This window comes from Clostridium lamae, from assembly GCF_033043255.1.
Lineage (GTDB): Bacteria > Bacillota > Clostridia > Clostridiales > Clostridiaceae > Clostridium > Clostridium lamae.
Window position 1 is genome coordinate 207,832 of sequence record NZ_JASCQJ010000001.1, and the last position, 24,180, is coordinate 232,011.

The window sequence follows — 24,180 nt, forward strand, 5'->3', positions numbered from 1 at the left end:
AATAGTTATAATAAATTATTGAGAAACATAGGAGGATATAAAGTGGCTATTGAAAAAGTAAGAGAATATTTTAAAAAACTAGGAATTGAAGAAAGAATACAAGAATTTGATGCTTCAAGTGCAACAGTTACACTTGCTGCAAAAGCTGTAAATTGTGAAGAAAGTCGTATTGCAAAAACATTATCCTTTCATGTTGGTGATAAGGTTGTACTAGTTGTTGCAGCAGGAGATGTAAAAATTGATAATCCTAAGTATAAAGCTCAATTTGGGACTAAAGCAAAAATGCTTTCTTTTGATGAAGCAGAATCTTTAATTGGTCATGCTGTTGGAGGGGTTTGCCCTTTTGCTGTAAATGAAGGAGTAGAAACATATTTAGATATATCACTTCAACGATTTGAAACTGTTTTTCCTGCATGTGGTAGTTCAAATAGTGCCATTGAGCTTTCTATGAAAGAACTAGAAGAATATTCTCAATGTATTTCTTGGATAGATGTATGTAAGATAGTTTAATATAAGGAGCTGTACAACAGCTCCTTAATTAAAAATGCAGAATGTAAAATGTAGAATTATTGATGTAATTCGAAACGAATTACTATAAAATTGCTTATAAGCTTAGCTATATCTTCTAAGGTTATAGGGTGATTATACACATATTAGCACTTAATATTTACTAAATAATCATTGAGCATTAAATCAATTAGTTATTATTTAAATATTGTATTATTCTTTCTAAATTGCAATGGTGAACAACCTTTGTTCTTTTTAAATATTTTAGAGAAAGCTAGTTGATCATCGAAAGACAATGAGTTAGCTATTATTGAAATATTTAAATCAGTAGTAATCAATAATTCACAAGCTTTATTTATTTTCTTTTTCAAAATATATTGTTTAGGTGAAATTCCAAATTTGTTAGAAAAGGTTCTAGATAAATAGCTAGAGTTAAAACCGAACTTCTCTGCAATTTGAGTAACAGTTAAATTGAGTGGATAATTTAAATCAATATAATATTTTATTTCTTCCATTGCTGTAGTTTTTGAATCTAAATTATCATTAATCCCTATTTCATCGAAGAGATTAGCAAAAATCTCTAGCAAAATACTATTAGCTCTAAAAAACATACTATTGTGGTTGTTATGCATGTTTAGGATTTTATTGATTTCATTGTAATAATACTCATTATTAAGATTCTTAAAAACATATATTTCTTCATTTGCCCTTAATAACTGTGAAGTATATTTTTGTGAATTAATACCTAAATAACCTAACCAAACATAAGTCCAAGGAGTATTTTGGTTAGCTTTATAAGTAGATATTTTATTAGCAGGAATAATAAATGCATCTCCTTTAGATAATAGGAATGTATGATTGTCTATTGTAAGTTCTCCCTTTCCATCCATGACAAAGTGGATTAAATTAAATTCACGAAATGCAGGACCAAATATATGATTTGGTTCACATGCCTCATAACCTGCGTTAAAAATAATAAAATCAGATAGAGATTTATAAAGTAATGAAGTACTTGTTTCTTTATATTGTTTCATGATATGAATTTTAATATATAATTATATTTATTTCAATAAAAAGGTAAAAAAAAGACATATATAAAACAAATAATTCTATACTAAAAGAAAAAATAGCGTGATAAACTAATCATGTAAGCGTTTATTTTATTTGTACAAATAAATTTATTTAAATAGAAAAAAGTCAAATTTTATCTAATTTAAGAAGATTGATTAACTATGTATTTATGAGTCGATTCATTGCTAATTATTTAATGCTGATACCTTCTATTAGTTTATAGAATTGTATTGAGTTATAGAAGATAAAAATAGGGATTGTATATGATGGAGGGAAAAATGTATAAAAATAATTATTTTGAAATTGAAATGGGACAAGATTATCTATTTAGTTATCTTATAGATGAGAATTTACAGGTCTCAATCAAAATGCCATCTTTTGAAGTAGATAATGAAAACGTTGTTCCTGCTCAAAAATTTATTTATAAAGAAAGAAATAAGCTTAACGAAGATATTGAAGAGCTAACTTATTCTTCAATACTTACTAATGATATAAATATTGACATTGTTATTCACGTTAGTGATAAAAGTCCGATTATTAGATTTAAATATGTTTTATATTCAAATGATGAGAGATATTTAACAAAGCATAATGGTCTAGATAATATTGTTTATTGCGGATATGAATCTTTGAAGGAAAGTAAAAAAATTGAATTGAGAATTTCGGATTATGATTATATGTATCATACTCATGTAATAACAGAAAATCATGCATTTAATAATGAAAATCAAATTATGGGACCAATTCTTGTCGAGGAAAGAGAAGATGTATCTTTACTTTTAGCTTATGAGCACGGTTCACAATATCCAAATAAGTTTTTAGGCTTTGAAAAAGATGGTAATAAAATTTCGGTTAAGTCAATAAAAGGAAATTATGTTTCTAATCAATTAATTGATAGTAATAATAACTTTGAAACGATTTGGTTTCAATTTGGTGCAGTTAAAGGAAATAAAGATTCTTTAGCTAAGCAGTATAGAACATTCCAGCTAAAATATTGTACTTTAAATATGGAAAGTAGAAAACCATATATTTTCTATAATACATGGAATTTTCAAGAAAGAAATAAAAGATGGAATGGTAATAAATATTTAACTGATATGACATTTGAAAGAATGGAAAAAGAAATTGATGTTGCTTATCAAATGGGAATAGAAGTATTTGTCATTGATACAGGTTGGTATAAGCAAACTGGAGATTGGTTAATTAATGAAGACAAGTTTCCAGATAAATTAAAGCTTATTAAGAAAAAATTAGATTCCTATGGTATGAAACTAGGAATTTGGTTTAATCCAATTGCAGCAGGAAAAACAAGTGAAATGTATTTATCACAAAAAGATAATGTCATTAACAAGAGAGATTCCGTGAAAGAACCACATGAAATTTGGGAAACAGAAGAAAGTTATGAAATGTGCTTAGTTTCAGGTTACTGGAAAAGATATGCTTCACGTTTATGTGAAATAATTGAAGAATTAGGTGTTTCATATATCAAATGGGATGCTGTAGGAATGGAAGGATGCCAGCAAGGTAACCATTATCATGGAACAAATAATAATTCACCTGAAGAATGTGAAGAAAATTATTCATTTAATGTTGTAAGATACTTAGTAAAAATTATTGATTATGTATGCGAAAAGCATCCTGAAGTTATATTTGATTTTGATATAACTGAACCAGGACGTTGTACAGGCTTAGGATTCCTTTCATCTGGAAAGTATTTTGCTATTAATAATGGTCCATACTTTGACGATTATAATATGAAAAGAGAACCTAATACATGGTCTAATATTTTTGTTCATCCTGGTCCTGCTAGAGCTTGTATAGCAAGAAGAATTTTGGATTATGATAAATGGATTCCATCAGTTCTATTTTTAACTCACTATTTACCTGATGATGGGTATGATTCCCAATTATTAAATATTGCTTCTCTTATTCTAGGTCAAAATGGAATTTGGGGAGATTTACTAAATATTTCCAAAGAGGGAGTTAAATTATTTAATGATAGTTTATCAGCTTATAAGGAAGTCAGAGAAGATATAACTGAGGCATATCCAATTGTCTTTGGAAGACCTGGTGAAACATTTGAAGTTCATGAAAAAATTAGAGAAAATACTGGGCGTGGAGCAGTGGTTTTATTTACAAATTCATTAGGACAGTACACTTATAAATTAAAAAATAAAACGACTAAAAATATTAAGGTTTTTGGAAATGCAGCAGTTGAATTTATAGATGAGGACAATGTTTTAATCAAGATTGATAATAAAACAAAAGAAGCAGCTATTATATTCTTTAAGTAGATGATTAGTTTTATTAAATTATGAAGGGAGATAAAATATGAAAGATAAAATGTTAATTTGGGTAAGTAAGTTTAGTACAAATAAATATGTTACTGCTATAAAAAATGGTGTTATTGCATATGCACCATTTACGATTATTGCATCAATTGCTTTGTTAATCACTAATTTTCCTTCTGAAGCTTATATAAATTTTATTACTAACTTATTGGGGGTATCAGAACCCTCAGTATGGCAAAATCAAGTAAATAGTTTTATGAATGGGACTATGAATTTAGGTGGAATTATCTGCTTGTTATTCATTTCATATAATTTAGCAGAACAATTTAAAAATCCAAAAGTAAAACCAATTTATGCTTCTGTAATTAGTTTAGGTGTATTCTATTTCATGACACCTTTAAGTACATTAGAAGATGGTGCATCAGCTATTGCTTTTTCAAGATTAGGTGCTGCAAGCTTAATTGTAGCTATTGTTTTAGGACTTATTGTTCCGACATTATATAAATATCTTATAGAAAAAAAATTAACAATAAAACTACCAGATGCAGTTCCACCAGAAGTCGCTAACTCTTTCTCATCTCTAATACCAATAGCAATAATTTTTGTTGGAATGTTTATTATTAAAATATTACTTGAAATTTCACCATTTGGAAATATTCACGATTTCTTAAATGTTCTTTTATCAAAACCTATTCAAAGTTTGTCAGGAAGTTTATGGGGATTTGCTTTTGCTATATTCTTTGCCATGGTACTTTGGTTCTTTGGAATTCATGGTACATCTATTGTAATGGGGGCATTATCACCAGGATTATTGATGTTAAGTGATCAAAATAGACTTGCATTCCAAGCTGGACAAGCATTACCTAATATCATTACTAATGAGTTTTTAACTTATGCGACTGGAACTGGACTGTATATGTGTATTGCTTTCTTAATTGTTGGAAAAAGTAGACAAGGAAAAGAAATTTCTAAGTTAGGTTTACTTCCAGCTGTCTTTGGAATCCATGAGCCATTAGTATTCGGATATCCTATTATGTATAATATTTATTTAGGTTCATTATATATTGTTTTACCGGTTATTGGGATTGTTTTGACTTATTTTGTTACTAGCATTGGACTAGTTGCTAGATTAAATGGTACTGGAGTTCCTTGGACAGCTCCACCTGGAATATATGCATTTATTGGCACAGGTGGACAAATATCTGCTGTACTTTGGCAAATTATATTAGGTGTTATTTATACAATTCTAAGTGTTCCTTTAGTTAAGAAATATGATAATCAATTATTAGAACAAGAAAAGCTAGAAGAGGGGAAACGAGTAGAGGAAAAACAATTAGTAAATAATACAAACTAATTTAAAAAGCTTTAAATATATACTCTTTTAAGGAACGCCTATATTAATGGGCGTTTTTTCTTATATATAATTTATTATATTGGCATTAATACCTATTTTATTTACACAATTAAATCTGAATAGTATAATTTAGATAATTGAATAAATAAAAGTTCGGAGGAAAAAGTTATGAATTTAGAGATAAAAAAGCTTAGCCCCTCACTTGTTGATGATTATGTATTTTATTTCGATAATGTTGCATTTAGGAATAATCCTGAATGGTCGCTATGCTACTGCCTTGAAGGTCATGAGGAATCAGTAGATGAGGAGATAGAGTTAACTGGAAATGCTTTAATTCGTGAAAAAGATTTGCGCCGTGAGAGAGTAAGAGCCCTTATTTTAAATGGAGTTATGAATGGATACCTTGTTTATAATGAAGGCAATGTAATTGCATGGTGTAATGCCAATGATAAAAGCAATTATATTCGCATTAAAAATAATAGAGACTATTGGTTAGATGGTGATGAAGAATTTAGAATTAAAACAGTATATTGTTTTAATATTGCGCCTGATTATCGTGGAAAAGGTATTGCAAAGGATATTTTGAAATTCATATGCGATGAGGCTAGTTTAGAAGGCTATGATTATATTGAGGGTTATCCAAGGAAAGAGGCAAATGGAATACATCAGTTTCATGGTCCTATAAAGTTATATGAAAGTATGGGATTTACTATGATAAAAGAGCTTGATACAACTTATATTTTCAGAAAAATATTATAATTCTATTATATTAAAAGGTATTAAGAAGTTAGTTGAATTCTAACTTCTTTTATTCTTACTAGTATTATTTATATTATTTTAGAAGACTTAATCTGAAATAGAGGTATAGATTAGATTATTGTGTAAAAGTTAACTGGAAAATAAATAAAAATATGATAGATTTTATTCCAAGTTTATCAAAGTATGTTAAAATATCTTTTATACAATGAGAAAGGAGTATTTAAATGTTACAAATAAAAAATATTAAAAAGCAATATGTAACTGGAGATTTAGTACAAAATGCTTTAAATGATGTTAGTTTAAATTTAAGAAATAATGAATTTGTTGCAATTTTAGGACCGAGTGGTTCTGGGAAAACGACATTATTAAATATTATTGGTGGGTTAGATCATTATGATTCAGGAGATTTAATTATTAATAATATTTCTACAAAGAAATATACAGATAGAGATTGGGATTCATATAGAAATCATACAATCGGCTTTGTATTCCAAAGTTATAACTTAATTCCTCATCAAACAATATTATCAAATGTAGAATTAGCCCTAACAATCTCAGGTATATCTAAGAGTGAAAGAAGAAAAAAAGCAATCAAAGCATTAGAAGAGGTAGGCTTAGGTGAGCACATTCATAAAAAACCTAATCAAATGTCAGGAGGACAAATGCAGCGTGTTGCTATTGCCCGTGCCTTAGTTAATAATCCTGATATTTTACTTGCTGATGAGCCAACGGGAGCCTTAGATAGTGATACTAGCGTACAGGTTATGGAATTATTAAAAGAAGTAGCCAAAGAGAGATTAGTTGTTATGGTTACACATAATCCTGAATTAGCAGAGGAATATGCAACTAGAATTGTAAAAGTAAAAGATGGGGTAATATTAGAGGATACTGATCCTTTTATTATTGAAAAAGAGGAAGAAGTGATAGAGCACAAGAATATGGGGAAATCTTCTATGTCCCTTCTTACAGCTTTATCATTAAGCTTCAACAATCTTCGTACTAAAAAAGCAAGAACATTTTTAACTGCTTTTGCAGGGTCTATAGGGATTATTGGTATAGCAGCAATCTTATCTTTATCAACAGGAGTAAATACTTATATAGAAGATATTCAAAAAGATACAATGACTTCTTATCCAATTACTATTGATTCACAGGCAATTGATTTAACCGGAATAATGGAAAGTGGTAGAGAAAATGCTATGAATCAGAATGAGGAAGCTAATCATGAATTAAATGAAGTTTATTCAAATAATACTGAGTTAGAAATGACATCAAGTATGACAACTAGTATTAGTGAAAATAATCTAACACAATTTAAAAAGTATTTAGATGATGAGAATAGTGAAATTCATCAATTTATCGGAGAAAATGGCGTTGTTTATTCTTATGATGTAAAATTTGATGTATTTACTTATGATAGTGAAGATGAACTTATCAATACGGATGGAAGTTCTTTTGAAAATTCTAGTTCAACTTCAATGCAGTCACCTATGGGAGGAAGTTCAAGTGGAATGCCGCCATTTATGGGAGGAAGCAGTTCAAATTCTAATTTTTCTGAGTTGATGTCTGGAACTGGTGATAATATTATTAGTAATGCTTTAAAAGATAGTTATGATGTTTTATATGGTGAATGGCCAACAGAATATAATGAAATTGTATTAGCACTTAATAAAAATAATGAAATTTCATCAAAAACATTATATGAATTAGGATTATTACCTGCTTCAGAATATAAAAAGATAATGAAAGATATTGAAGAAGGTAAAGAGGTTAGTTTAGAAACAGAATCATGGACTTATGAAGATATAGCTAATCAAGAATTTTACTTAATTCCTGCAAGTGATAGATATGTAAAGAATAATTATGGTACATTTGATTTGATTGAGGATAATGCACAACTTGTAGAATTATTAGATAGTGCAGTTAAACTTCAAATTAGTGGAATTATTCGCCAAAAAGAAGATGAAAATTTATCTATTAATTCTACATTAGGATATACTAGATTATTAACAGATTATCTTATTGATTATGCAAATAAAAGTGATGTAGTAAAAGCTCAATTAGACAGTAAAAATGTAAATGTATTAAATGGGATGACATTTACACCAGCTGATGATGCAACAAAAATTCAAGATGCGAGAACTTATGTTGAACAATTAGGAGTATCAGATAAAGCTAATTTAGCTATGTCAATTATGCAATCTGAAAGTATGATGCCAACACAAATGAGAGCTATGGGAGAAAGTCAACTAGCTAGTATGATGGATCAATATATAACTACTGCTAGTGATGAAGCGTTAATTGGAATATATGATCAATATATTTCTACAGGTAATTATGATGATAATTTAACTGCATTTGGAGTTGTTAGTTTAGATGCTCCTTCTTCAATAAATATTTATGCAGATAGTTTTGAGGCAAAGGAAGAAATTTCAAGATGTATAGAAGAATATAATGATAGTGCTTCAGAGGAAAATAAAATAACTTATACAGACTATGTTGCTTTATTAATGTCTTCAATCACAACAATTATAGATGTTATTTCTTATGTATTGATTGCATTTGTAGGAGTATCATTAGTTGTTTCTTCAATAATGATAGGTATAATTACTTATATTTCAGTACTTGAAAGAACAAAGGAAATTGGTATATTACGTGCAATTGGTGCTTCAAAACGTAATATTAGTCAAGTATTTAATGCAGAAACATTTATTATTGGATTACTTTCTGGCTTTATAGGTGTTGGAGTTACATTATTACTTTTAATACCAACAAATGCAGTAATTCATAAATTAACTGATATTACAACAATTAATGCTAAGCTGCCAGTAGGTGCTGCTATAATATTAATTGTTTTAAGTGTTATTTTAACACTAATAGGAGGATTTATCCCTGCTAAAAAGGCAGCTAAAAAAGATCCAGTAACAGCATTAAGAACTGAATAGGCATTATAAAATAACAATTAAAGAGTTCAAATAAAGATAGTTAATATTAAGTAGATAATAGCAGATGATCCTAGTGATTATCTGCTATTTAATTTCTGGTTAATATAAAGTTCAGTATAATTTAATGTTTGTATTATATAGAAAAAGTTGTAAAATTATGTTTAGATTTGGTATAGTTTATATGTGAGAGGGGAGATGGGATGATGAAATATTTTTTAGACACAGTAGAAACAATAGAAGAGGGTGTTGGGTTTAGCTATTTTGGAGCAACACATTTATTTTGGCTAGCAATTTTTATCATCTTTGCTGGCATTTGTTGTTACGTTTATAGTTCAAGTGATACGACAATACGTTTAAAGTTAAGAAAGGTAATGGCTTTTTTAATTATAGGAGATGAAATTTTTAAAATAGTTATGCTTTTAATAGGTGGAAATTATGGCGTTAAGTATCTACCATTGCACTTATGTAGTATTAATATTTTTATAATTACTTATCATGTGTATAAACCTTCAAAGATGTTGGATAACTTTCTTTATTCGATTTGTTTTCCAGCAGCTTTAGCAGCGATAGTAGCTCCTAGTTGGATAGAATTACCGTTTGGGAATTTCATGCATATGCATAGCTTTACTATACATATTTTATTGGCAACATATCCATTGATGCTTGTGGCTGGAAAAGATATTAAGCCAGATATAAGGGAAATTCCTAAAAGTATTCTTTTTACAGCTATTATGTCTGTACCTATTTACTTTTTAAATTTATTATGGGATACGAATTTTATGTTTTTAATGTCTGCAGAACCTGGTAATCCACTTTATTGGTTTGGAGAAAACTTTGGACATCATTTACTTGGGGTACCTGTCATTGAATCATTAGTATTAGTAGTAATGTATTCTCCATTTTATTTTATGAAAAAATCTAAGTCTGGAATTTTAAAAAGTAAAGAAGAAAAGACTTGTGCTTAAGATTTGCGTTAAAATAAGGTTAAAAGGTAAAAGAACTGGAAGATTAAAGAGGGTGCTGTTGCGACAGTTCCTTCTTTTTTGTTGTAAAAAACAAGGATCATTATAAAAAAAAAAGGGGCATTTGATAAGGGTATTATATAGTGAACATTTACTTTTTGCTATATAATTTTATTTATTGAGAGATAAAAATGGGTGGTTATGAGGAGAAAATAATATGGCAATAAAACTATTAAGAGAATATATTTTAGGTGATATAATAGCAAAATATTTGATAGAAGAAAGTAGTGGACAAGTTTCATTAAGATTGCTTCCTTCTGATAAATATCCTGAAAATAATATTGTGAAAAATGAGAAATTAGAGTCTTTAGTCCAGTTGAAAATAACTGGGGATATTTATGATTGTGCATATGCTATGGGAAATACCATGCGTAATAGTGAAACAGTAAAAAGACTTGTTTATAAAGAGCAAGAAATAGAAAAGGCTGATGAATATTTAACTATTAATACAGTATTATTAGATGATAGAGGATATAGGGTGACCCACCACCTTATATGGAAATATAAAACACCATATATAAAGATTTACTGTACTTTTGAAAATCAAAGTGAGGAAGTAGTTTCTTTAGAAATGATGGAGAGCTTTTCTATTAGTGGATTATCTCCTTACTTAGAGGGAGATGGACATGAAAATTTATATCTTCATAGAATAAGAGGTGTTTGGAGTCAAGAAGGAAGACATGAGTATTTGCCTGTAGAGGACTTACAGCTTGAGCCAGCATACTCACCTCATGCAGTTCGTTGTGAACGTTTTGGTCAAGTAGGATCAATGCCAGTAAATAAATTCTTTCCTTTCGTAGCAATAGAAGATAGAAAAAATAATGTGTTTTGGGGAGCTCAAATTGCTCATAATGCTTCTTGGCAAATGGAAGTGTATCGTAAGGATGATGGATTAAGTATAAGCGGTGGGCTTGCAGATAGAGAATTTGGACATTGGATGAAAGAAATAAAACCTAAGGAGACTTTTGATACACCTTATGCAATTGTAACAACAGCAAATACAGAATCCTTCGATGAATTAACTGGTAGGCTTACACAATATGCATTAGAACATCTTGATAAGGTTCCAGATATAGAAAAAGATTTACCATTAGTATTTAATGAATATTGTACTACTTGGGGGAATCCATCACACGAAAATATCACAGAAATTCTTGAAAATATTAAAGGAAAAGGATTTAGCTATTTTGTTATTGATTGTGGGTGGTTTAAAGAAGATGGAATTCCATGGGATATAAGTATGGGAGATTATGAGGTATCAAAAAGTCTTTTTCCAGAAGGTTTAGATAAGACCGTAAAGGTAATTAAAGATGCAGATATGATTCCTGGTATTTGGTTTGAAATCGAAAATGTAGGTAGTGCATCAAAGGCTTATAAAATGGAAGATTATCTTCTTCATAAGGATGGAAAAGTATTAACAAGTTATTTCAGAAGATTCTGGGATATGAAAAATCCATGGGTGGAGAATTATCTTACAGATAGAGTAATAGGTACATTAAACAAATATGGATTTGGTTATATGAAAATTGATTATAATGAAACCATTGGAATTGGTTGTGAAGGAGCAGAATCTCTTGGAGAAGGCTTAAGAAAGAATATGGAAGCTTCATATAAATTTATAGATAAAGTTAAAAATGAAGTTCCTAATATAGTACTTGAAAATTGTGCATCAGGAGGACATCGTCTAGAGCCTAGCCTTATGGCTCAAATGAGCATGGCTTCATTTTCAGATGCTCATGAATGTAAGGATATTCCTATTATAGCAGCAAACCTTCATAGAGTTATTCATCCAGCACAAAGTCAAATATGGGCTGTGATACGTACAGATGATTCTTTAAAGAGAATAGCATATTCAATGGCAAATACATTTTTAGGAAGATTATGTTTATCTGGAGATGTAACAAAACTTACAAAAGATCAGTGGATTTTAATAGAAAAGGGAATAAAATTTTATAAGAGTATATCTGAAATCATAAAAAATGGACAATCTTATTTATATGGAAGTAAAATAAAAAGCACAAGATATCCTAAGGGATGGCAAGCTCTTCTTCGCATAGGGAAAAATAATGAGGCTTATATTGTTATCCATACATTTGAAGCGGAAATTCCAGAATGTATATCAATAGAACTAAAAAAAGGATATCCTAAAAAAATAAAAGAAATATATTCTGATACAGAAGAAAATGTTGTTATTGAGAATAATGTTTTGAAATATTATCCAAAGGAAAATTATAAAGCTTTAGCGATTAAGCTTGTTTGAATTTATTATTAATGCCTAAGAGAAAATCATCAAATCATTAGAATAATAAAATTTATATTTCTATGAAATGAGCAATGTATAAAATATAAGAAAAAAAGTTACAATTATATAAAAAATTATAGAATACGTAAAAGTAAACGATGCAAATTTGTAAAAAATAAAATAAAATAATACTTTTGAGGTAAATATTGACACGAATTATTAGCCGTGATATTATAATAACATTAAAAAAAAAAGAGGGCAAAGGCGTTCTAAGTTAGAATGTCTTTGCCTTCTTTTTTTATATATTTTTTTAGGAGGTATAATTATGGATACTACAATGATTATTGACACTATTTGGGTATTTCTTGCAGCTATTTTGGTTTTCTTCATGAATCTTGGCTTTGCATCAGTGGAAGCAGGTTTTGCAAGATCCAAAAATACAGTTAATATCCTATCAAAAAACTTTATTGTATTTGCAGTTTCATCACTTGGTTTTATGCTACTTGGATGGGGACTGATGTTTGGTGGGGACAACCCTTTTGTTGGAACAGAGAATCTATTTATTTTAGGAAATGCAGATCTTTCATTCTATGATGAAACATTAACAGCAAGTGTTCCATTTTGGGGAAAATTCTTCTTCCAACTTGTATTCTGTGGTACAGCAGCTACTATAGTCTCTGGTGCTGTAGCTGAGCGTGTAAAATATATTTCATTTATAGTTTTTTCATTTGTACTAACTCTTATTATATACCCAATAGTTGGTCACTGGGTATGGGGAGGCGGTTGGCTTGCTAATATAGGTTTTATGGATTTTGCAGGTGATACTGTCGTACACTCAGTTGGAGGATGGGCAGCACTTGCAGGTGCATTGATTCTTGGTCCTCGTATTGGAAAATATGGTAAAGACGGTAAAGTGAAGGCTATTCCAGGGCATAATATGTCACTAGCTGTTATAGGATTATTTGTTCTTTGGCTTGGTTGGTTTGGATTCAATCCTGGATCTACAATGAGTTTTCAAAATCCAGCTGATGTAATGCATATTTTAATGACTACTAATACTGCAGCAATTGCAGCTGTAATAACATCTACTGCTACTTCTTGGATTGTAATAGGAAAACCTGATTTAGGAATGACTATTAATGGATGTCTTGCTGGTTTAGTAGGAATTACTGGAAGTTGTGCATATGTTAGTATTGAGGCTTCATTATTAATTGGAGCTATTGCTGGTATTATAGTAGTATTTGCAGTAATGTTCTTTGATAAAATAAAAGTTGATGATCCAGTTGGAGCTACAGCTGTCCATCTTGCTTGTGGTGTTTTTGGGACAATCTGTGTTGGGTTATTTGCACAAGAAGGAATCACTACTTTATCAACTAAAAATGGTTTATTCTATGGCGGAGGATTTGAATTATTATGGGCTCAACTTATAGGGATAGTTGCAGTAGGTGCATTTGTATTTGCTTCATCTTTACTTGTTTGGTATTTAATTAAGAAGACACTTGGAATTAGAGTATCTCCTGAAGAAGAAATTGCTGGACTTGATATCGGTGAGCATGGAAATATAGCTTATCCGGACTTTGCTATAGCTGGAATTGCAACTGAATTTACTAATTCTGTAGAAAATATTGAGATAGATATTGAAGAAGATTTTTCAAAGAATAAGAATGTTTCAGCAAATGTTGCAATTCCTGTTGTTCACAAAGAGAATTCAGATGAAAAGATGACAAAGGTTACTATTATTACAAATCAAAATAAGCTCTCAGAATTACAAGATGCTCTTGAAAAACTTGGGGTTACTGGGCTTACAGTTACAAATGTTCTTGGTCATGGTATGCAAAAGGGTAATCCAACATTCTTTAGAGGAGCACCTATGGATACTAGGCTTCTTCCTAAGGTTAAGATTGATGTTGTAATATGTAAAATACCAACTGAAACTCTTGTTGAAACTGTACAAAAGGTACTTTATACAGGAAAGATTGGTGACGGAAAGATATTTATCTACGATGTAGAAGATGTAATTAAGATTCGTACTAAAGAACATGGTTATGATGCATTACAAGATGAAGAATAATATAATTATATATCACACATTTTTATAAAGATTTATTAGAAAAGAGTAACAAAATCCATAGTAAATAAATATTATATATTATGTATTATATATTAGATATTACGTAACAAAAGAGAAAGGGGTCTAACCATGAGAAGAGAAGACATGAGATGTGAAGAAGAAGAGGAAAGACGCAGTTGTGAAGAAGAAGTTCAAAGACACGTTCATGAGTACCTTGGTAGCACAAGAGTAGTTGGAGAAAATACTAGCCAAGCCCATAATCATCGTTTTGCAGGAGTTACTGGAGACGCAATTCCTTGTAGAGATAGTAATGGTAGAGAAAGTCATGTTCATAGAATAGTAACAAGAACAGATAATCATAATAATCATTACCATGTTCTTGATGTTGTTACTGGTCCAGCAATACCAGTAGGTAATGGTGCAAGGCATGTCCATTATGTATTTGCTTGCACAAGGGATAGTAATGGCCATAGGCATAATTTTAGGGTTGCGACTTTAATTGAAAATCCTATAGGTGACAATGAATATTGTTAATTCAAACTATACACTTGAGTAAAAATACTTAATTTTTTTGAATAAGAATATTAAGTAATAATTTATTCTAAGAATTAAGATAGTAATATGTAAAAACATTACATATTACTATCTTTTTTATAAAATATTTAACTTTTAACTAGAATTAATCAAGTAAAAAGGGCTGCATCTAATTTGTTTTAACCTAATTAGATACAGCTGAAATTTTAAATTATAGAATTTTTATTAAAAATAATTTCTAAAAATAATTCCTAAAAATATAAATATCTAACTATCTTTTTTGATTTTCATAGGTGTGTTTGCACCACTTAAAGTGATCTTCATAGGAATAGTCATCTTTCTTGTCATCATCACGTTTTTCACAACATCTATCATGTTTATCTTCATCACGTTTTTCATGACATTTGTCTTTCTTATCTTCTTCTTTTTTATAGCATTTACAGTAAAGTTCTGAATAATCTTTCTTGTCGTCCTTATCGTCTTTGCATTTATCTTTGTCGTCATCATGCTTTCTAGGACACTTACACCTATCACGCTCGTCAATTTCTCTCCAATTAGAATTTTTTTTGTCGTCGTAATCTTTGTCATCATGATCTTTATCTTTCTTATCATCATGTTTCTTATAGCATTTACAGTAGTATTCTTCTTTTTTCTTTTTATCTTTGTCTTTACAATGTCTTTCTTCTTTCTTTTCCCAACATCTTTCATTATCGTATTCTCTATTATCTTCTTTTTCATCATCATAAGAGAAATACCAATTGTCATTTGAATTACTATAAGTCATACTAATCCATCTCCATAAACGTAATTATATTTGTGCAGTATTAACTATAATGCACATATTCTATAATATGTTGCTTGGACTATAATTGTTACAATAAGAAAAGTATAATTACAAATAAAATATTATATAAGGTTGGCTTTGAACTTAATAAATGAAGTTGTTAGATTTCATTCTTTCCATATTTACAAATAACCCCATACCGGTTTTTAGTTTGCTAAATCCGAGGCTTTCATAAAAGCTTTCTTTTCCAGGAGAAGCATAAAGTATGAAGTTGCAAGTAGGAGTGGCTTCAATTATATTTTTTATAATTAAGCTACCGATACCCTTTCTTTGATATTCTGGATGAATGGCGACATCATATATAGCAGATTGTCTAACACCATCGGAAATAGATCTTCCAAATCCAATCAATTTACTATCATGAAAAATAAAAACTACAGCATAACTATTTTCAAAGGACTTTTTATGAAGCTCTGCATCAACATAGGACATTCCTACCATTCTTATTATATCTCTGACTTCATGCCAATCGATATTTAAACAATCTTTTTTTATTATTATATTCATTATATATACCCCTTTTACCAATAAATTAATATTATTTTATCATAAATTAAATGATGAAAAAGAAGATAAATATAAAATTAAAAATATAAAAATTTAAAAAAGACCTTTCTAGTACGTATGTAATAGGTAAGGATAATAATTCCTTAAATAAATTAAAAGGAGTAAGAATTTTAAATGGCATTAATTCAAAGACTTATTTCATCAGACAAGTATTCATTAAAATGTCCTTATCCAATGACACCAAAAGGTATATGTATTCACAACACTGCAAATGATGCAACTGCATCAAATGAGATTTCTTACATGCAAACTAATACTAGTTCTACATCTTTTCATATTGCTGTGGATGATAAAGAAGCAATTCAAGGATTACCACTAAATAGAAATGGTTGGCATGCTGGAGATGGAGGAAGTGGTGAAGGTAACAGATATTATATTGGAGTAGAAATCTGTTATTCAAAATCAGGAGGAGACAGATTTTGAATAGCAGAAAAGAGAGCAGCAAAAGAAGTTGCAGCATTACTAAAACAATATGGGTGGACGATAAGTAATGTGAAAAAACATCAAGATTTTAGTGGTAAATATTGCCCTCATAGAACTTTAGATATGGGATGGCAAAGATTCTTAAATATTATTCAAACTGAAATAGACAATTTAAATCCACCGACAACTGAATTATATAGGGTAAGAAAAACATGGGCAGATGAAGCTTCACAAATTGGAGCATTTAGTGTATTGCAAAATGCAATAGATTGTGCAGATAAAAATCCTGGTTATAGTATATTTAATAGTTCTTGAGTAAAGGTATATCCGATAGAAAATATAGTTGTAGGTTCAAAAGTAAAAGTGGTTGGAATTTATTATGCTACAAGTGAAACTATTCCTTATTGGGTAAAACAAAAAACTTTCACTGTTAGTAGGATAACTTATGATAAGGCTTTGTTAGCAGAAATAACTAGCTGGGTTTATTTAAAGGACTTAGTTTTAGCAGGGTATAAAGCATAATAATCAATTGGAGCTGTTTAATAGCTCCTTTTTGTCTTTATTAATATATTCATAGAAAAAATGTATAAGTATTTTAGAGCAATGTATGAAATAATATAAATAAATAAAAAATTTTAAATATAAAAATAAATTATGTTATAATATACTAGAATTAATAAACGTAGAATCAGTTGACAAAAAAATTCCTAGAAAATTTGGAGGTTATAGAAATGAATAAAGGTTTAAGATTAGACTTATCTAAAGTAGAACCATATGTAAAAGTAGAACAAGAATTAAAACATATGGAAGCAATGGTTAAAGTTGCACAAGAAACTCTAGAAAAGGGAACAGGCGCAGGTAATGACTTTTTAGGATGGCTAGATTTACCTGTAAACTATGATAAAAATGAGTTTGCAAGAATAAAAAATGCAGCTGAAAAAATAAAGAAAAATTCAGATGCTTTAATAGTTATAGGAATAGGTGGATCATATTTAGGTCCAAGAGCGGCTATAGAAATGTTAAATAGCAACTTCTATAATGTTTTAGGAAAAAATAAGAGAGAAACTCCACAAGTATTCTTTGTTGGAAACAATATTAGTTCAACATATTTAGCTGATCTTTTAGATGCAATCGAAGGATTAGACATAAGCGTAAATGTTATTTCTAAGTCAGGAACTACAACAGAACCTGCTATAGCATTTAGAGTATTTAAAGATTATATGGAAAAGAAATATGGTGTTGAAGGTTCAAAGGAAAGAATATTTGCAACTACTGATAAGAGTAGAGGTGCATTAAAATCCTTAGCAGATGAAATGGGATATGAAACATTCGTAATTCCAGATGATGTTGGCGGAAGATTTTCAGTATTAACTGCAGTTGGATTATTACCAATAGCAGTAGCAGGAATTAGTATAGATGAAATGATGCAAGGTGCTGCAGATGCTAGAGAAGCATATGCAACTGATGACTTTATGAACAATGATTGCTACAAATATGCAGCAATGAGAAATATTTTATATAATAAAGGAAAGAACACAGAAATTTTAGTTAACTACGAACCAGGTTTACACTATTTCAATGAATGGTGGAAGCAATTATTTGGAGAATCAGAAGGAAAAGATGAAAAAGGAATTTTCCCTGCAGCAGTAGACTTTTCAACAGACTTACACTCAATGGGACAATTTATCCAAGAGGGTAGCAGAATAATGTTTGAAACAGTTCTAAATGTAGAAAAAGCTAAGAGAGAAATGTCTATAGAAGAAGTTGATGGAAACTTAGATGGATTAAATTTCTTAGCTGGAAAAACTATAGATTTTGTTAACAAACAAGCATTTAAGGGAACTTTATTAGCTCACAATGATGGTGGAGTTCCAAATATGGTATTAAATATTCCAGAACTTAATGCATATTACTTTGGATACATGGTATACTTCTTTGAAAAAGCTTGTGGAATAAGTGGATACTTATTAGGCGTTAATCCATTTGATCAACCAGGAGTTGAAGCATACAAGAAGAATATGTTTGCTTTACTTGGAAAGCCAGGATTCGAAGAATTAAAAGCTGAATTAGAAGCTAAATTAAAATAATGAGAATCATAGTAGATGGAGATGCCTGTCCAGGTATCTCCATTATTGAAAATATAGCAAAAGAATATAAACTAGATTTAATAGTTTTTTGCGATATTAATCATTATATATATTTAGAATATGGTGAAGTTAAGGTTGTAGATAGTGGATTTCAAAGTGTAGATATGTATGTAATAAATATTTGTAAGGAAAAGGATATAGTAATTAGCCAAGATTATGGAGTAGCAGCTATTGCTTTAGGTAAAAAAGCTTATGTTATTAATCCTAAGGGATATTATTATAATGAAGGAAATATTGACAGATTATTAGAAGAAAGACATATCTCTCAAAAAATAAGGCGTGCAGGTGGAAGAACTAATAATCCTAAAAAAAGGACAAAAGAAGACGATTCAAGATTAGAGAAAAACTTGATAAAGCTAATAGAAAGTAATATAAAAGGATAAACTGTAGAAATATAAATTACGGTTTATCCTTATTTTTATATATAGATGACAAATTTCGTTTTATATTTTGAGGATGTAAATGTATAATAATATTATACAATATTGAGAAAAACAGGGTGTGAGGGTATGAGTGATATAATATTAGTTTTTGATAAGGAAAGTCCGTCAAATGTAAATGAAGAAATTAAAATAAAAGTAATTACAGAAAATGAAGAAAATTTAGAATACAAATTCTTAGAAGGGACACCAAATGAAAGAAGTTTAACTTGGAAGCAAATACAGGATTTTTCAGGTGATTCTCAATGCAATTGGAAGCCTAATAATCCAGGTGACTATATGATAATGGTTCAAACTGTAGATAAGGAGTCTGGTGTCACTAATATTGGAAGAATGAAGTATAAGATAAAAGATGCAGATGAAAAAGATATAATCGAAAAGGATATAATTGAGAGTGACAGAAATAATACAGAAATAAGTAAATTAATACAAGATGTAGTAATAGATAAGACAAGCTTAATACTAGGAGAAAAGATTAATTTAGATATACTTTCTCCAGAAGAAGAGGAAGTATTGTTATATAGATTTTGGATTAGAGGAACTCATGGTTGGGAGCCTTTAAAAGACTACAGTACAGAAAATAAGTTAACTTATACAACTACAAAGGTGGGAGAAGAGGAAATACTAATAGAATGTAAGAGACCGTCTTCATTTAATAATGTAGATGATTTTACAACTATTAAATTTCAAGTAAGGGAACAGCCAGTAATTGAATTGACTTCATTTGATTGTTTATCAAGTAATCTTTTAGTTGGAGAGGAGCTTATCTTTAAAGTTGGAGTAAATTATGAAAAATCAAGAACTATTCTTTATAAGTTTTTAAGAGTAGATGAGAATGGAAGAGTTACTTGCATTCAAGATTATTCCACAAAAAATATTGTCTCTCTATATGAAAATGAAAAAGGTAAATATAAATTACTATGTTATGTAAGAGATATCTTTTCTAACAAACCTTATGATGATAGAGCTGCTATGATTTATTCAGTTAAGGCATATGAGGAAATAAGAATTAATAATTTTACTTCAGAATTAAGTTCACCTCAATTGTGTGGAAATACAATAACACTTAAGGCATCAGTGTCTGGAGGTAAAGAGGTATTATATAAATATATAATAGAAGGACCAGTTGCTGAAGAGAGTGGATATATTAGAAATAGGAATTTTAACTGGGAAACTAAAGCAGAAGGAGAATATAAGATAACTTTAATGGTAAAAGATATATCATTTGAAGGAGAGTATGAAGATAAAAAAGAATTATTCTTTAAAATTGATAAAAAGGGTGAAAAGCCTATCAATATTTTAGAAATAAATTCAAGTAAAACAAGAGGGTGTGTTAAGGGAGAACCGATAAACTTAAAAGTAAAAGCAGAAGGTGGAACATGTCTTAAATATTCTTTTATAGTATATAAAGATGGGATTGAAAAAGAAAGAAGTCAATACGGATTAACGAATTGGGTTAATTTTACTCCTGAAGAAAGTGGAGAATATGAAGTTGAGGTAAGAGTTATAGATAAATATTCTTCAAGGGAATATGATGCTCATGATCGGTTATTCTTTAAAGTAAAGGAATATCAAGAAGCAGAAATTGATTATGTTTTATTAGAAGGAAAAGAGTTTTACTTAGTAGGAGATAAAATAGAGCTTGAGATAATAACACAAAATACAAAGAACATATTATTAAGATATGTAACTAAAATTAATGGACATGAAGTTGAAGATACGGGATTTATTTCTAGTAAATATATTAAGGTTAAACCTAAGTGTCCAGGGAAATATACCTTTGAGATATATGCTAAAAATGTATTGTGCAAAGAAGAGTATGATACAAAGAAAGAGCTATCAATTTATGTGAATGAAGCAGTACAAATAACTAATACTAAAATTAAATTAGATGTTAATGAAGTTCTAGCAGGTAAAGAGGTTACTTTTGAGGTGTTAAGTGAAGGTGGAAAAGACGTTTGTTATGAATTTTACATCATGGAAAAGGGGAACTGGGTAAGAGTACAACCTTATAGCAAAAAAAACTACTATACATTCCTTCCATTTACTCCTGGGGAATATAGAGTTTTAGTTTTAAGTAAGAGTTACTATAAAAAAGTTAATTATGAGGACTATGCATATTTAGAATTTGAAGTTAAGCCTTAAGAATAATATATTATATACGAAATTAATAATAGTTATATTATTAGTGAGAGTGAGGTAGAGGTGTGAATATATCTAAGGTTGAAGATTTTTTGGGATTAACTATAAGTAAAGATGTTTTAAAAAAGGCAATAGGTGATGGTCCTGAATTTGATTTAGTTTATGAAACTATGGTGAATTCTCAAATAGAGAATATGAATTCAGAAGAAAATCAAGAAAATAAAGAGGAAGAATCATATTCTTATACAACATCTGGATCGGGACAAAGACTTGATGATATTCCACTAAGAATGAGAACTACTCCAATACAAACTGGTGAGTTAGTCTTAGAAAGTACTAATACAGTATATAATAATGTAGGTAACAGTCTTGAAGTATATTCACAAGAAAATTCTTCTGTTGATATGGATAAGATTTATAATGCTGTTGATAAATATTCAAGCCAATATGGTGTTGATAAAAAATTGGTGTTAGCAATTATAAAACAGGAATCAAACTTTAATCCAAATGCGGTTTCTAGTGCTGGAGCAAAGGGACTTATGCAATTAATGGATTTTAATAGTAAAGCCTATGGAGTAAAAAATCCTTTTGATATTGATGAAAACATAAACGCTGGAGTTAAACATATTAAATCTTATTTAGATTTGTATAATGGCAATGTAGAGATGGCGCTAATGGCATATAATGCAGGACCAGGTACAGTTCAAAGAAGAGGGGTAAGCTCTCCAAGTGATTTATATAAAATGCCAGAGGAAACACAAAATTATGTGCCAAAAATAATGGGACAACTAGTATAAAAATGTGAGTAATTAAAAAGTAAAAGTAAATAGTTTTTAATGTAATTTGTTAAAGATTACTAAAAATTTATTTTAAGAGCGTGTAAAAACGCTCTTTTATTTTGCGCTATGAACTCTAGAACTTGTAAAATTATAGATTTTATAAAATTAACTAACAACATTATACATGTAAATTTATGGATATAAGAGTATAATTAAATTAATAAGTAGGGTTATATTATAGGGGGAATTGAGATGGAGATTAATAAATGTATAAAAGAATCATTTTCTGTAATTGGCAAAGAAGGTTCAACTAATGAAGGGAATGGCTTTATTCAAAGGCTATGGCAAGAAGGATATATGTTTTTTCCTATAAGAAAGTTATAAGAAGGGATCAATATGTTATGAAGAAATATGGAGATTTAATTTTTGAAGTTTTACAAGAAAAAGATATTGACGAATTAACTACAATAATGGAAAGAGCCTTTGATGAGGATACCAAAATTCATTTAGGTGAAGATAAAGGTGGACCGGAAGGCTATGATAATGGAGACTTTTTACGAAAATATGGATTCCTAGAAGATACAACTTCCTATAAGATAAGCCTAGAAGATAAGACCATAGGTTGTGTAATTTTATGGATAAATAGTGAAACAAATATTAATTACTTAGGAAATATATTTATAGATACAAATCTTCAAAATAAAGGTATAGGTAAAAAGGTTTGGGAATTCATTGAAAAAGAGTATCCTGACACTGCTATATGGCGAACAGATACACCTGGATTCTCAAGAAGAAATCATCATTTCTATGTAAATAAATGTGGTTTTCATGTTGTGAAAATAGAAAAGCCAATGGATAAGTATGAGATCAGCTATATTTTAGAGAAAAAGATTAAATAACATTTCTAAAACTCCGAAAGGAGTTTTTTCTATAATTCTACATTCTACATTTTACATTATACATTTTATTCTTGTGTCTTTTCAGTTTAAGTAATAAAATGATTCTTAGTAGTTCAAAATATACTAAGAAAGAAGGTGCCTTTATGGAAAGACTAGATAAGGTTTTATCTAATTTAGGTTATGGAAGCAGAAAAGAGATTAAGCAAGCTATAAAAAAAGGTCTTATAGAAGTTAATGGTGAATTAGTTAAAGACAATGGGATGCAAGTAGATCCTGAAAATGACAGAATAATAGTAAATGGTGAAGAGATTTTTTATAGAAAATATATTTATTTAATGATGAATAAACCTGATGGGGTAGTATCAGCTACTTCTGATACTAGAGATGAAACAGTAGTAGATTTATTAGAAGTGGAGCATCAAGTATTTAATCCTTTCCCAGTTGGAAGATTAGATAAGGATACAGTGGGACTTTTACTACTGACTAATGATGGGGAATTAAATCACAGATTAATATCTCCTAAATGGAAAGTAGATAAGGTTTATTATGCAAAAATAGACAAGAAGGTTACAGAAGATGATGTTAACAAGTTTAAAAATGGTATAACATTAGATGATGGATATTTATGTAAGGAAGCTAAGCTGGAAATATTGGAAGCTACAGAAGACGGATCAGAAGTAATGGTTACAATTCAAGAAGGAAAGTACCATCAAGTCAAGAGAATGTTTGAAGCTGTAGGGAAGACTGTGGTTTATTTAAGAAGAGTAGAATTTGGAACTTTAAAACTAGATGAAGAGCTAGAAGAAGGCGAATATAGAGAATTAACTGAGGATGAAATCAATATATTAAAAGGTTTTTAACGAATAATTAAAAATAGTGCAATAAAATCATTCATATTACAGTTTTTTTTGCACTATTATTTCGAAATAACTTGCATTTTTAAAATGTATGCAATATAATATCTTTGCAAGGATAAATAAAAGGAATAAATAGCCCCCTTTTTATTTATTGCTTATTGCTAAAGCGCAACCTGGCCCCAAGGGTTGCGTTTTTTGTTTGTTTAATAATGTAATTGTTTTCTGGGAGCTAAAAAATATCAAATTTAATATAGAAAACTTTTACAAAAGTGATTTATAAAAATAT

The 24,180-nt window shown here is 29.3% G+C and carries 22 protein-coding genes; 19 read left to right on the forward strand and 3 right to left on the reverse strand.

Going from position 1 to position 24,180, the window contains the following annotated elements:
• Positions 1-42: 42 nt before the first annotated feature.
• A complete protein-coding gene (locus tag QK892_RS00910) occupies positions 43-510 on the forward strand; it encodes a YbaK/EbsC family protein (RefSeq protein ID WP_317271635.1) in 468 nt (155 codons plus the stop codon).
• A gap of 194 nt (positions 511-704) precedes the next feature.
• On the opposite strand, the gene QK892_RS00915 is transcribed toward QK892_RS00910, so the two are convergent.
• Positions 705-1,541, reverse strand: a complete 837-nt coding sequence (locus QK892_RS00915) for an AraC family transcriptional regulator (RefSeq protein WP_317271636.1) — start codon at positions 1,539-1,541, stop codon at positions 705-707.
• Positions 1,542-1,856: 315 nt separating this feature from the next.
• On the opposite strand from QK892_RS00915, the gene QK892_RS00920 reads away from it, so the two are divergent.
• The 8 genes from QK892_RS00920 (at position 1,857) to QK892_RS00955 (ending at position 14,796) form a co-directional block, all read left to right on the forward strand.
• Positions 1,857-3,872: an alpha-galactosidase gene (locus QK892_RS00920; RefSeq protein WP_317271637.1), complete on the forward strand. Its 2,016-nt coding sequence runs from the start codon at positions 1,857-1,859 to the stop codon at positions 3,870-3,872.
• A gap of 37 nt (positions 3,873-3,909) precedes the next feature.
• Positions 3,910-5,223, forward strand: coding sequence for a PTS sugar transporter subunit IIC (locus tag QK892_RS00925; RefSeq protein WP_317271638.1), 1,314 nt, complete (start codon positions 3,910-3,912; stop codon positions 5,221-5,223).
• A 168-nt stretch (positions 5,224-5,391) separates the two neighbouring features.
• Complete coding sequence (locus QK892_RS00930; protein ID WP_317271639.1) at positions 5,392-5,982, forward strand: GNAT family N-acetyltransferase; 591 nt, start codon at positions 5,392-5,394, stop codon at positions 5,980-5,982.
• 224 nt (positions 5,983-6,206) lie between these two features.
• Positions 6,207-8,927 carry an ABC transporter ATP-binding protein/permease gene (locus QK892_RS00935; RefSeq protein ID WP_317271640.1) on the forward strand — a complete coding sequence of 907 codons (2,721 nt, stop codon included), beginning with the start codon at positions 6,207-6,209 and terminating at the stop codon, positions 8,925-8,927.
• Positions 8,928-9,127: 200 nt separating this feature from the next.
• On the forward strand, positions 9,128-9,892 hold the full coding sequence (locus QK892_RS00940; protein ID WP_317271641.1) for a YwaF family protein: 765 nt from the start codon (positions 9,128-9,130) through the stop codon (positions 9,890-9,892).
• A gap of 214 nt (positions 9,893-10,106) precedes the next feature.
• Positions 10,107-12,209 (forward strand): glycoside hydrolase family 36 protein, encoded by a 2,103-nt coding sequence (locus QK892_RS00945; RefSeq protein WP_317271642.1) that lies wholly within the window; start codon positions 10,107-10,109, stop codon positions 12,207-12,209.
• Positions 12,210-12,516: 307 nt separating this feature from the next.
• Complete coding sequence (locus QK892_RS00950; RefSeq protein ID WP_317271643.1) at positions 12,517-14,262, forward strand: ammonium transporter; 1,746 nt, start codon at positions 12,517-12,519, stop codon at positions 14,260-14,262.
• 129 nt (positions 14,263-14,391) lie between these two features.
• Positions 14,392-14,796: a YmaF family protein gene (locus QK892_RS00955; RefSeq protein ID WP_317271644.1), complete on the forward strand. Its 405-nt coding sequence runs from the start codon at positions 14,392-14,394 to the stop codon at positions 14,794-14,796.
• Between the two features lie 271 nt (positions 14,797-15,067).
• Here QK892_RS00955 and QK892_RS00960 read toward each other — a convergent pair whose 3' ends face one another.
• Positions 15,068-15,580 carry a hypothetical protein gene (locus QK892_RS00960; protein ID WP_317271645.1) on the reverse strand — a complete coding sequence of 171 codons (513 nt, stop codon included), beginning with the start codon at positions 15,578-15,580 and terminating at the stop codon, positions 15,068-15,070.
• A 144-nt stretch (positions 15,581-15,724) separates the two neighbouring features.
• Positions 15,725-16,147, reverse strand: coding sequence for a GNAT family N-acetyltransferase (locus QK892_RS00965; RefSeq protein ID WP_317271646.1), 423 nt, complete (start codon positions 16,145-16,147; stop codon positions 15,725-15,727).
• A gap of 174 nt (positions 16,148-16,321) precedes the next feature.
• On the opposite strand from QK892_RS00965, the gene QK892_RS00970 reads away from it, so the two are divergent.
• The 10 genes from QK892_RS00970 to QK892_RS01015 all read left to right on the forward strand — a co-directional run bounded on the left by QK892_RS00970 (position 16,322) and on the right by QK892_RS01015 (position 23,897).
• Entirely contained in the window at positions 16,322-16,630 is a 309-nt protein-coding gene (locus tag QK892_RS00970) for a peptidoglycan recognition protein family protein (RefSeq protein ID WP_317271647.1), read from the forward strand.
• A gap of 69 nt (positions 16,631-16,699) precedes the next feature.
• Entirely contained in the window at positions 16,700-16,945 is a 246-nt protein-coding gene (locus QK892_RS00975) for a hypothetical protein (protein WP_317271648.1), read from the forward strand.
• Positions 16,946-16,993: 48 nt separating this feature from the next.
• Entirely contained in the window at positions 16,994-17,152 is a 159-nt protein-coding gene (locus QK892_RS00980; RefSeq protein WP_317271649.1) for a hypothetical protein, read from the forward strand.
• A gap of 209 nt (positions 17,153-17,361) precedes the next feature.
• Complete coding sequence (locus tag QK892_RS00985) at positions 17,362-18,717, forward strand: glucose-6-phosphate isomerase (protein WP_317271650.1); 1,356 nt, start codon at positions 17,362-17,364, stop codon at positions 18,715-18,717.
• On the forward strand, positions 18,717-19,160 hold the full coding sequence (locus tag QK892_RS00990) for a YaiI/YqxD family protein (protein ID WP_317271651.1): 444 nt from the start codon (positions 18,717-18,719) through the stop codon (positions 19,158-19,160). The genes QK892_RS00985 and QK892_RS00990 overlap by 1 nt, the downstream gene beginning before the upstream one ends.
• Positions 19,161-19,286: 126 nt before the next feature.
• A complete protein-coding gene (locus tag QK892_RS00995) occupies positions 19,287-21,362 on the forward strand; it encodes a triple tyrosine motif-containing protein (protein WP_317271652.1) in 2,076 nt (691 codons plus the stop codon).
• Positions 21,363-21,424: 62 nt separating this feature from the next.
• On the forward strand, positions 21,425-22,156 hold the full coding sequence (locus tag QK892_RS01000; protein ID WP_317271653.1) for a lytic transglycosylase domain-containing protein: 732 nt from the start codon (positions 21,425-21,427) through the stop codon (positions 22,154-22,156).
• Positions 22,157-22,390: 234 nt separating this feature from the next.
• A complete protein-coding gene (locus QK892_RS01005) occupies positions 22,391-22,522 on the forward strand; it encodes a hypothetical protein (RefSeq protein ID WP_394854992.1) in 132 nt (43 codons plus the stop codon).
• 17 nt (positions 22,523-22,539) lie between these two features.
• Positions 22,540-23,037, forward strand: a complete 498-nt coding sequence (locus tag QK892_RS01010; protein WP_317271654.1) for a GNAT family N-acetyltransferase — start codon at positions 22,540-22,542, stop codon at positions 23,035-23,037.
• Between the two features lie 143 nt (positions 23,038-23,180).
• Positions 23,181-23,897: a pseudouridine synthase gene (locus QK892_RS01015; RefSeq protein ID WP_317271655.1), complete on the forward strand. Its 717-nt coding sequence runs from the start codon at positions 23,181-23,183 to the stop codon at positions 23,895-23,897.
• Positions 23,898-24,180 lie beyond the last annotated feature (283 nt).

Bases quoted from the DNA above. Each gene is read 5' to 3' on its own strand.
- QK892_RS00925 (WP_317271638.1), top strand. From the start codon at position 3,910: ATGAAAGATAAAATGTTAATTTGGGTAAGTAAGTTTAGTACAAATAAA.
- QK892_RS00940 (WP_317271641.1), top strand. From the start codon at position 9,128: ATGATGAAATATTTTTTAGACACAGTAGAAACAATAGAAGAGGGTGTT.
- QK892_RS00950 (WP_317271643.1), top strand. From the start codon at position 12,517: ATGGATACTACAATGATTATTGACACTATTTGGGTATTTCTTGCAGCT.
- QK892_RS00945 (WP_317271642.1), top strand. From the start codon at position 10,107: ATGGCAATAAAACTATTAAGAGAATATATTTTAGGTGATATAATAGCA.
- QK892_RS00955 (WP_317271644.1), top strand. From the start codon at position 14,392: ATGAGAAGAGAAGACATGAGATGTGAAGAAGAAGAGGAAAGACGCAGT.
- QK892_RS00985 (WP_317271650.1), top strand. From the start codon at position 17,362: ATGAATAAAGGTTTAAGATTAGACTTATCTAAAGTAGAACCATATGTA.
- QK892_RS00915 (WP_317271636.1), bottom strand. From the start codon at position 1,541: ATGAAACAATATAAAGAAACAAGTACTTCATTACTTTATAAATCTCTA.
- QK892_RS00990 (WP_317271651.1), top strand. From the start codon at position 18,717: ATGAGAATCATAGTAGATGGAGATGCCTGTCCAGGTATCTCCATTATT.
- QK892_RS00970 (WP_317271647.1), top strand. From the start codon at position 16,322: ATGGCATTAATTCAAAGACTTATTTCATCAGACAAGTATTCATTAAAA.
- QK892_RS00920 (WP_317271637.1), top strand. From the start codon at position 1,857: ATGTATAAAAATAATTATTTTGAAATTGAAATGGGACAAGATTATCTA.
- QK892_RS00930 (WP_317271639.1), top strand. From the start codon at position 5,392: ATGAATTTAGAGATAAAAAAGCTTAGCCCCTCACTTGTTGATGATTAT.
- QK892_RS00960 (WP_317271645.1), bottom strand. From the start codon at position 15,580: ATGACTTATAGTAATTCAAATGACAATTGGTATTTCTCTTATGATGAT.
- QK892_RS01005 (WP_394854992.1), top strand. From the start codon at position 22,391: ATGGAGATTAATAAATGTATAAAAGAATCATTTTCTGTAATTGGCAAA.
- QK892_RS01015 (WP_317271655.1), top strand. From the start codon at position 23,181: ATGGAAAGACTAGATAAGGTTTTATCTAATTTAGGTTATGGAAGCAGA.
- QK892_RS00965 (WP_317271646.1), bottom strand. From the start codon at position 16,147: ATGAATATAATAATAAAAAAAGATTGTTTAAATATCGATTGGCATGAA.
- QK892_RS00935 (WP_317271640.1), top strand. From the start codon at position 6,207: ATGTTACAAATAAAAAATATTAAAAAGCAATATGTAACTGGAGATTTA.
- QK892_RS00995 (WP_317271652.1), top strand. From the start codon at position 19,287: ATGAGTGATATAATATTAGTTTTTGATAAGGAAAGTCCGTCAAATGTA.
- QK892_RS01010 (WP_317271654.1), top strand. From the start codon at position 22,540: ATGAAGAAATATGGAGATTTAATTTTTGAAGTTTTACAAGAAAAAGAT.